7 protein-coding genes and 1 pseudogene are annotated in these 8,725 nt (G+C 43.0%); 6 read left to right on the top strand and 2 right to left on the bottom strand.

What is annotated here, in order from left to right:
• The 3 genes and pseudogenes from IM509_RS04300 to IM509_RS04310 all read left to right on the top strand — a co-directional run.
• Positions 1–399: pseudogene (locus tag IM509_RS04300) on the top strand (hypothetical protein); the annotation flags it as partial.
• A gap of 143 nt (positions 400–542) precedes the next feature.
• The gene (locus tag IM509_RS04305; RefSeq protein WP_002752790.1) at positions 543–848 is read left to right on the top strand and encodes a hypothetical protein; all 306 of its coding nucleotides are present in this window, start codon (positions 543–545) and stop codon (positions 846–848) included.
• Positions 845–1,255, top strand: coding sequence for a type II toxin-antitoxin system VapC family toxin (locus tag IM509_RS04310; protein WP_004268192.1), 411 nt, complete (start codon positions 845–847; stop codon positions 1,253–1,255). The genes IM509_RS04305 and IM509_RS04310 overlap by 4 nt, the downstream gene beginning before the upstream one ends.
• Before the next feature lie 179 nt (positions 1,256–1,434).
• Here the strand turns inward: IM509_RS04310 and IM509_RS04315 are convergent, their stop codons facing one another.
• Positions 1,435–2,175, bottom strand: a complete 741-nt coding sequence (locus IM509_RS04315; RefSeq protein ID WP_052276280.1) for a choice-of-anchor C family PEP-CTERM protein — start codon at positions 2,173–2,175, stop codon at positions 1,435–1,437.
• A 294-nt stretch (positions 2,176–2,469) separates the two neighbouring features.
• On the opposite strand from IM509_RS04315, the gene IM509_RS04320 reads away from it, so the two are divergent.
• Together IM509_RS04320 and IM509_RS04325 are read left to right on the top strand one after the other, a co-directional pair.
• On the top strand, positions 2,470–3,072 hold the full coding sequence (locus tag IM509_RS04320) for a Uma2 family endonuclease (protein ID WP_052276279.1): 603 nt from the start codon (positions 2,470–2,472) through the stop codon (positions 3,070–3,072).
• A gap of 517 nt (positions 3,073–3,589) precedes the next feature.
• Positions 3,590–5,026 carry an NADP-dependent isocitrate dehydrogenase gene (locus IM509_RS04325; protein ID WP_185237449.1) on the top strand — a complete coding sequence of 479 codons (1,437 nt, stop codon included), beginning with the start codon at positions 3,590–3,592 and terminating at the stop codon, positions 5,024–5,026.
• Positions 5,027–5,095: 69 nt separating this feature from the next.
• Here the strand turns inward: IM509_RS04325 and IM509_RS04330 are convergent, their stop codons facing one another.
• Positions 5,096–7,816, bottom strand: a complete 2,721-nt coding sequence (locus IM509_RS04330; protein WP_185237450.1) for a valine--tRNA ligase — start codon at positions 7,814–7,816, stop codon at positions 5,096–5,098.
• A gap of 498 nt (positions 7,817–8,314) precedes the next feature.
• Between IM509_RS04330 and IM509_RS04335 the strand changes: the two genes are divergently transcribed.
• Positions 8,315–8,725 (top strand): Uma2 family endonuclease (locus IM509_RS04335; RefSeq protein ID WP_287716466.1); only part of this gene is annotated, 411 nt, incomplete at its 3' end.

Here is an 8,725-nt window from a genome sequence, read left to right on the forward strand (position 1 = left end):
AAACGAGCAGTAGAAGAATTAGTGCAATTGCCTGAAGGTAATCCCTTCCAAGAGAATTTACTAGAAATTCTGGCCAACTGGCGCAAGAATTTAGAATTAAGAGATAATTTAAGTACCGAGGAACAGGAGGAGATTATGAACCTATCACCAGCTTATTTACAACAACGGGAAGAGTGGAAACAAGAAGGGATACAAGAAGGGATACAACGAGGCAGTTTAGAGGGACAACTATCGCTGATAACCAGTCTTCTGGAAGGACGGTTTGGCCCCCTAGATGCAGAATTATCTGGTCTGGTGGAAGAGATTGCCCAACTTCCCATCTCGGAACGCACCGGGTTACTTCTTTCTCTGGCTAATTTATCTCGCTCAGAACTGTTAGAAAGATTCAGGGAAAATTAAACTTTCAATCCCAATCTCAAAAACAGACAATTAAAATTCCCGATGAACAATCATTTCCAAATCCTGAAGAACCTTAAATGTCCTGCTTATTTTGCTAGACTAAAGAAGTCCCAATTCTTGATTAGCCTGAGATAGGAAGGATTATGGTCAATCAAATCAGCATTGTCATCTCCAAGAATCCCGACGGATATTCACTCAAATCTCCTGAATTAGCAGCAATTGATTACCAGGATAGCTCTCTAGAAGGCGTTTTAAATCGACTGAAAGATGCCCTGGAAACTCATCTGATGGCTTCTGATATATCTCAAGAGGAGACTGGAGAATCAATTTTAAAGATAGTTGATAGGTTGAATCTGAACTTCCCCGAAGAAGAACTTGAGCCGCTTCCATCTGACGGTGCAGAAGAGCATGACCATTATCTTTATGGGAGTCCCAAGAAAAGGCAATGAAACAAATTTTTGCCGACACTTTCTACTGGGTTGCTTTAATCAATCCCCAAGATAATTGGCATCAACGAGCCAGAGAAGTTACGTCCAGTCTCAAAAACGTTAAACTTGTGACGACGGATGAAGTTTTGGTAGAGCTACTGAATTTTATGTCAGTCCGGGGAGCAAATCGGAAGCGGCGTACTGTCGAATTTATCGATGATCTGCTCCAGAATCCCCGCCTTCAAGTCATTCCGCAAAACCGAGAATCATTCCTGCAAGGCTTCGAGTTATACCGCCGCCGTCCAGACAAAGAATATAGCCTGACAGATTGTATTTCAATGACGGTCATGCAGCGCTTAAAAATCACTCAAGTGTTAACTCACGACAATCATTTTCAGCAAGAGGGTTTCATAATTCTATTTGAATAACAGAGGGAAAATTAAACTTTCACTCCCCCTAAGCTAGGAAAAACTATTCCCAAGCATTAATAGAAAACGGGTTTCTCGGAGAAACCCGTTTTCTGTGCGTTACTCAACGGATTTAGTATGACAACTGATAAAAACCCCTCCAATTAATGAAGGGGAATTGTGGGATTTTATTGATGGTATTAGGAGACTTTTGTGGTTTCTTTTTCTGAGGATTTGGAGGATTTCAATTTGCGCTTGAGGGTTGAGGCTGCGCCGAGTGTGCCTAGGGCGAGGAGGCTTAGGATTGAGGCGGGTTCGGGGACTGATTCAGCATTACTCACCACAGTGACATTATCTAAAGCTGGACCCCAAAATCCTGAGTTGTCAAGACTTGAGAATGTTAGAGTTGTCTGATTACCAGTGGCTTGAAAACTTAATTCGTGTAGTTGCCATTGAAGATCTAAGTGGTCAGACGCGGATGTTGAAAAAATTTGGTTAACTGCTGCAACTTGAACACTAACTTGACGAGGATTAGGAAAAGAAGGATTAGTCGCACTCAAGTCTGGTCCCGCTAGAGAGAAACTTAAAGTATAGAATTGTCCAATAATTGTAGAAAAAGTTTGAGATAAAGTTCCACTACTTCCCCCATCAAGATTTAAATCTATAATTAAATCTCCCTCGATTGGAAATTTCATGTCATTACTGTTGTGCCAATCAACGCCTGCACCACCTATTGTCCATCCTGTCAGAGCAGAGCTTCCCTGACTTAGTCGTGCAAAATTAGGATCTACAACATTAGAGTCATAATCTCCTTCTTCAAAAGAACCATTGATAATCAGATTAACTGCTGAAGCAGGTGATACAAAACTAACAGTAAAGAGAATCGAACTGCTTATTCCAAGAGCTATAGTGGTTACTTGAGAACATGACTTAAGTTCCATTATACTTCCCCCAACAATTTTGTTTTAAATACGATCGCCCCCCTCACAGCCAGGTCAAGCAATAACCCAACACCAAAGGCGAATAACAAAACAATACACATTACCCCCCCCCGAACTGTATTCTAAGCTACATTTTTATAAATATTTACATTCCTCTCCGTCAGGCTTCTTTGGCAACGATAAGAGCGATCGCCTTCTATCTTTTAGTAGTCAATAATGCCGATGACTAGAGCTAAGTTAAGATTGAAGGGCATTCAGTTGTTAACTCATGTAATTCTTGAGTAGGGCGAAAATATGACGACACTACTTGTACAAGCGACCTCGGCTCCTTTGATGATTGATCTTCCTTGGATTATGCCGATGACGGAGGAGCAGTTTTATGAATTTTGTTTAGCCAATCGGGATTTACGCATTGAACGCAGCGCTAGTGGAGAAGTGATCGTTATGCCTCCTGCTTTTTCAGATACGGGTAATCGCAATTTTAATATCGCCGCTCAACTTTGGAACTGGTCAGAACTAGATGGAACGGGGCTTGGGTTTGATTCCAGTGCGGGTTTTACGCTGCCCAATGGTGCGACTCGTTCACCCGATGCTGCTTGGATTAAATTAGAACGCTGGAATGCTTTAACAGAAAAACAAAAAGCCTCTTTTGCCCCCATCTGTCCCGATTTTGTGATTGAATTGCGTTCTGCTAGTGATACAGTATCCAGTTTGCGGAAAAAGATGGAAGAATATATTGCCAATGGTGCTTTATTGGGTTGGTTAATTGATCGCCAAAATCGCCAAGTCTATATTTATCGTCCCCATCGAGAACTGGAGATTTTAAATGCTCCTGAAACCATTAGTGGTGATCCAGAATTGCCGGGGTTTGTATTAGTAATGGCTAAGATTTGGTAAATGCGATCGCTGATGAAAGGTTCCGTCAATATAGAACAACTAAGCACGATTAACGCTGTCCTATATTGTTGCTCACGGGAATCCTCAACACTGATAGAACAGCGATAACTAGGGTTGGCTGAATAAATATAAAAACCTTGTTGGGTAAGACTTTTAGACTTTTTGTCAATCAAAAAGTACTGGAATGGGAGTGATCAGGGGGAAAATTCCTGGACTTTTTCCCTGAAAATTAGGTAGTTGACCACCTGAAAATCGATAAAACCCCACACCCCACACCCCACACCCTGACCCCAGGAAAAGCTTTTTCAGTAAACCCTAAGTATCTACACATTTGACCGTCGGGCGGGCGGCTCTAGGCTTAACCCTACTCTCTGTCTCGGTTTCAGGCTTTTCCTCTAGGTTGTTTTGACGGAGATGCCAGCAAAGGAATCTTTAAGAAATTACCCAAAATCCCTGAGTATAGATATTGACGGCGCTAGACTCCCAACGTATAGATAAATACTGTTTCTGGAAGCCCATGACTGTGAGCTACGAAAAAATCACCCCACCGACAACAGGCTCGACAATTACTTTTTCTGACGGAAAACCTCTAGTTCCCGACGATCCCATCATTCCCTTCATTCGTGGTGACGGTACGGGGGTCGATATCTGGCCCGCAACCGCAAAAGTTATCGATGCAGCGATCGCCACAGCCTACGCTGGTCAAAGGAAAATCCATTGGTTTAAAGTCTATGCTGGCGATGAAGCTTGTGAAATCTACGGGACTTATCAATATCTACCCCAAGATACCTTGACAGCGATCAAAGAATATGGTATAGCCATCAAGGGTCCCTTGACCACTCCCATCGGTGGCGGCATTCGTTCCCTGAATGTGGCTTTGCGGCAGATTTTTGACCTTTATGCCTGTGTTCGTCCCTGTCGTTACTATGCGGGAACCCCTTCCCCCCATAAAACCCCGGAAAAACTCGATGTCATCGTCTATCGGGAAAATACCGAGGATATCTATCTCGGCATCGAATGGAAACAAGGCACGGAAATCGCCGATAAACTGATTAATTATCTCAACAGCGAACTAATTCCCGCCACTCCCGAACACGGTAAAAAACAAATTCCCCTCGATGCGGGTATCGGGATCAAACCGATTAGTAAGACGGGTTCCCAAAGATTAGTCCGCCGGGCGATCGAACGAGCGCTGACTTTACCGAAACCGAAAAATCAAGTTACTCTCGTCCACAAGGGTAACATTATGAAATATACCGAAGGGGCGTTCCGGGATTGGGGTTATGAATTAGCTAAAAGTGAATTCCGGGATGTGTGCGTTACCGAGATGGAATCATGGATCCTGAGCAATAAAGAGAAAAACCCAGATCTGAGCATCGAAGATAACGCCCGCATGGTGGAACCGGGTTATGATGCCCTCACGGACGAGAAAAAAGCTAAAATCTGCCAAGAAGTGACCAGTGTTCTCGATGCCATCTGGGAAACCCACGGCAATGGGCAGTGGCAAGATAAAATTATGGTTAACGATCGCATTGCCGATAGTATCTTCCAACAGATCCAAACCCGTCCCGATGAATACTCGATCCTCGCTACCATGAACCTGAATGGTGATTATCTCTCCGATGCGGCAGCGGCGATCGTGGGTGGTTTAGGGATGGGACCCGGGGCGAATATTGGCGATACTTGCGCTATTTTTGAGGCAACCCACGGCACAGCCCCTAAACACGCCGGTTTAGACCGAATTAACCCCGGTTCGGTGATTCTTTCTGGGGTGATGATGTTGGAATACATGGGATGGCAAGAAGCGGCCGATTTGATTAAAAAAGGCATCGCAGCGGCGATCGCTAATCGACAAGTTACCTACGATTTAGCGCGTCTGATGGAACCTCCCGTTAATCCTCCCCTGAAATGTTCCGAATTTGCCGATGCAATCATCTCCCATTTTGGGGATTAATTTTCCGGTTAGGGTAGCCTGAAAACTGCCCTATTTTTCGGAAAATCCCCAAAATAACCACTGCCTCCGTTAATGCAGGCGTTTTAGGCGTTCTTGGAGAATTTGGGCTTGTTTTTCGGCCTCTGCTAAAGCTTGCTTCGTTTTTTGGATTAAAGCTTCTGGAGCTTTTTCGACAAAGCTAGGTTTATTCAGGCGATCGCTCAAACTCTTGATTTCCCCTTCTACCTTAGCTAAATTTTTCGCTAATTTCCCGGCCAATACCGATATATCAACCAATCCGGACAGGGGAATGAGGATTTCTACCGTAGCGACAACACCGGCGATCGCTTGATTGACTTCCTCGGTTATTTTGTCCGTCAAAATTAAGTTTTCGATTTTGGCCAAGTCTTTTAAGTACACTTGTCCACGTTGCAAAATAGCTAATTCTTGGCTGTTTTCTGTCTGTAAAATTGCCGTGATCGTTGCCCCCGGTTTAATCCCCGCTTCGGCCCGCAAATTACGCAACACCCGAATACTTTCAATTAATAAATCAAAAGTATTTTCTAAGTCTAAATCGATCAGAGAACTATCAGCTATTGGATAGGTTTCTAAAGCCAAAACTTGCTGATTTTCTTGGGTTAAATTATGCCAAATTTCTTCGGTAATATGGGGCATAAAGGGATGTAATAATTTTAATGTCCCTGCCAAGATAAAAGCCAAAGTTTGCCTGGCTGTAGCACAGGAACCCGATTCTTTATCCTTCCATAAACGAGTTTTCACTAACTCGATATACCAATCACAGAAATCGCGCCAGATAAATTCGTATAGACCTTTTGCCGCTTCTCCCATGCCATAATTTTCTAGATGATCTCTAGTTTTTTGTACTGTTTGATGATAACGAGATAAAATCCAGCGATCAGATAATTCTAAATTTTCTAAAGCTGGTTCTCCCAATTCTTCTGGGGTTTTTCCCTCCAGATTCATCATGACAAAACGGGAAGCATTCCAAATTTTATTGGCAAAATTTCGGGCTGCTTCTACGGATTCCGATTCATCGGTTTTACGGTTGTATTGCAGACTGATATCCTGTCCTGCTCCTGCCACTTCTCGAATTAAGGTATATCGTAAAGCATCGGTTCCATATTTATCAATTAAAATTAGGGGATCGATGCCGTTATTGGCCGATTTAGACATCTTTTTGCCGTTTTCATCCCTAACTAAACCGTGAATATAGACATCTTTAAAGGGCATTTGTCGCGTAAAATAGCCCGCCATCATCGTCATTCTTGCCACCCAGAAAAAGATAATATCAAAACCAGTGACGAGGGTTGTGGTGGGATAATAGGTGTCTAGATCAAGGGTTTTTTCTGGCCATCCCATAGTCGAAAATGGCCACAATCCCGAGGAAAACCAAGTATCTAAAACATCGGGGTCTTGTTGAATAATTATATCCTCTCCATACTCTTGTTTGGCCTTGGCTAAAGCGGAGGTTTCATCCTGGGCAACGACGAAGGGAGTATGGTTAGTAATTTCGTTATTAGTTTCACTGATAATGTACCAAGCGGGAATTTGATGACCCCACCACAGTTGTCGAGAAATACACCAATCTTTTAGTTTAACTAACCAATCGCGATAAACTTTTGTCCATCTTTCTGGCACAAAACGGGGCGAGTTTTCCTGATCTAAACAGGCTAAAGCTTTTGTGGCTAAAGGTTCAATTTTAACGAACCATTGGGTAGATAAAAGCGGTTCCACGGGAACTTTACCTCGATCGCTATAGGGGACGCTATGGCGATAGGCTTCAATCTTAACTAAAAAACCGTCTTCATCGAGTTTTTTAACGACATTTTTGCGGGCAACAAAACGATCTTGACCTACGAATATTCCGGCATTTTCGTTTAAACTGCCGTCTAAATTCATGATATTAATAAAGGCTAAATTATGGCGTTTACCCATCTCAAAATCCTTGGGATCGTGGGCCGGCGTAACTTTGACGCAACCGGTACCGAATTCGGGATCCACCAATTCATCGGCAATAATGGGGATTTCTCGCCCCATTATCGGTAAAGTGACGGTTTTGCCGATTAAATGGCGATAACGAGGGTCTTGCGGGTTGACAGCTACACCAGTATCACCGAGCATGGTTTCGGGCCTTGTGGTGGCTACTTGAAGATAACCGCTACCATCGCTAAGAGGATAGCGAAAATACCAGAGATTTCCCTCAATGTCCTTGTTTTCTACCTCTAAATCGGAAACGGCCGACCGGGATTCGGGACACCAGTTGACTAAGTATTGACCGCGATAGATTAATCCGTCCTCATAGAGTTTGATAAAAGCAGTACGGACAGCATGGGAAAGTCCCTCATCCATAGTGAAACGTTCCCGCGTCCAATCCACGGATACCCCCAAGCGTCGCAGTTGATTAACAATGGTACTACCGGACTCCTCTTTCCATTGCCAAGCGCGTTCGAGGAATTTTTCCCTTCCTAGTTGGTAACGGTCGGTTTTTTCGGCTTTTAATTGGCGATCGAGTATAGCTTGTACTGCAATACTAGCGTGATCCGTACCTGGCAGCCAGAGGGTATTTTTGCCGGTCATGCGCTTGTAGCGAACAAGTGTATCAATCAAGGAACTCTCGAAGGCGTGACCCATGTGGAGACTACCAGTAACATTGGGAGGAGGGATAACTATACAGTAGGTTTCGCCGCCTTTTTCGGGATTTGCTGTAAATATTTCTTGATTTTCCCAATATTGCTGCCATTTCGTTTCTGTGATCTTGGGATCGTATTGCTTCGATAGTTCCGAGGTCATGATGGGGGGATTCTACAATTCTTAGTTCTTTGTCAATTGTCCCACATTTGGGAGAGATCAAATTCCTGTTTAGTTGCCGGCTAAAAATTTTCAAGAGTCCTATTAAAATAGCTGTTAAGTAGTCGTGCAAAATAAATTTCCTAGTGAAGAAAGGCAAGAGGCAAGAGGCAAGAGGCAAGGGGCGGGAGATTCAGCTAATCTAAGGATAAGCGGTTAAAATGCGTCTTAGCTTATCTTTTGTTCGGCTAAACATAGCTAATTTATGGTAATTCTTTTGCATCTCACCAGTATAATAATTGCTATAATCAATTGAGGGAGTCGATCAATAAGTGGGTAGGTATTAAAAACTCTCAGATGCCCCCCTTATTAAGGGTAGGGTTGATTCATGAATCAACCCTACTTAATAAGGGGGAGATCGGCACCCCCCTTATCAAGGGGGGCAGGGGGGATCGAACCTAAAATCCATTTTTAATTTAATTATAACCAGCTACTTAAATTATGACTATAGCAACAGATAAAAGTACCTATAGCTTTGCCGAATATTTAGAACTAGAGGAAACGGCAGCCTATAAAAATGAGTATCAAGATGGGGAAATCGTACCGATGACAGGAGGCACTACCGATCATAATAAAATTGCTCTCAATTTTGCCGCTTATTTAAAATTTGCCCTGAAAGGACAGAAATATAATATTTTTATCGGTGATGTGAAATTATGGATAGCGCAATATCGTCAAGCAACCTATCCCGATGTGATGCTAATTGAAGGTGAACCGATTTATTATGAAACTGGCAAGACAACTATTACCAATCCCAGATTAATAGTAGAAGTCCTCTCAAAATCAACTCAAAATTATGACCAGGGCGATAAATTTCTCTATTATCGTTCGCTGCCGGAATTTCAAGAATAT

This window comes from Microcystis sp. M31BS1, assembly GCF_020245285.1.
Lineage (GTDB): Bacteria > Cyanobacteriota > Cyanobacteriia > Cyanobacteriales > Microcystaceae > Microcystis > Microcystis panniformis.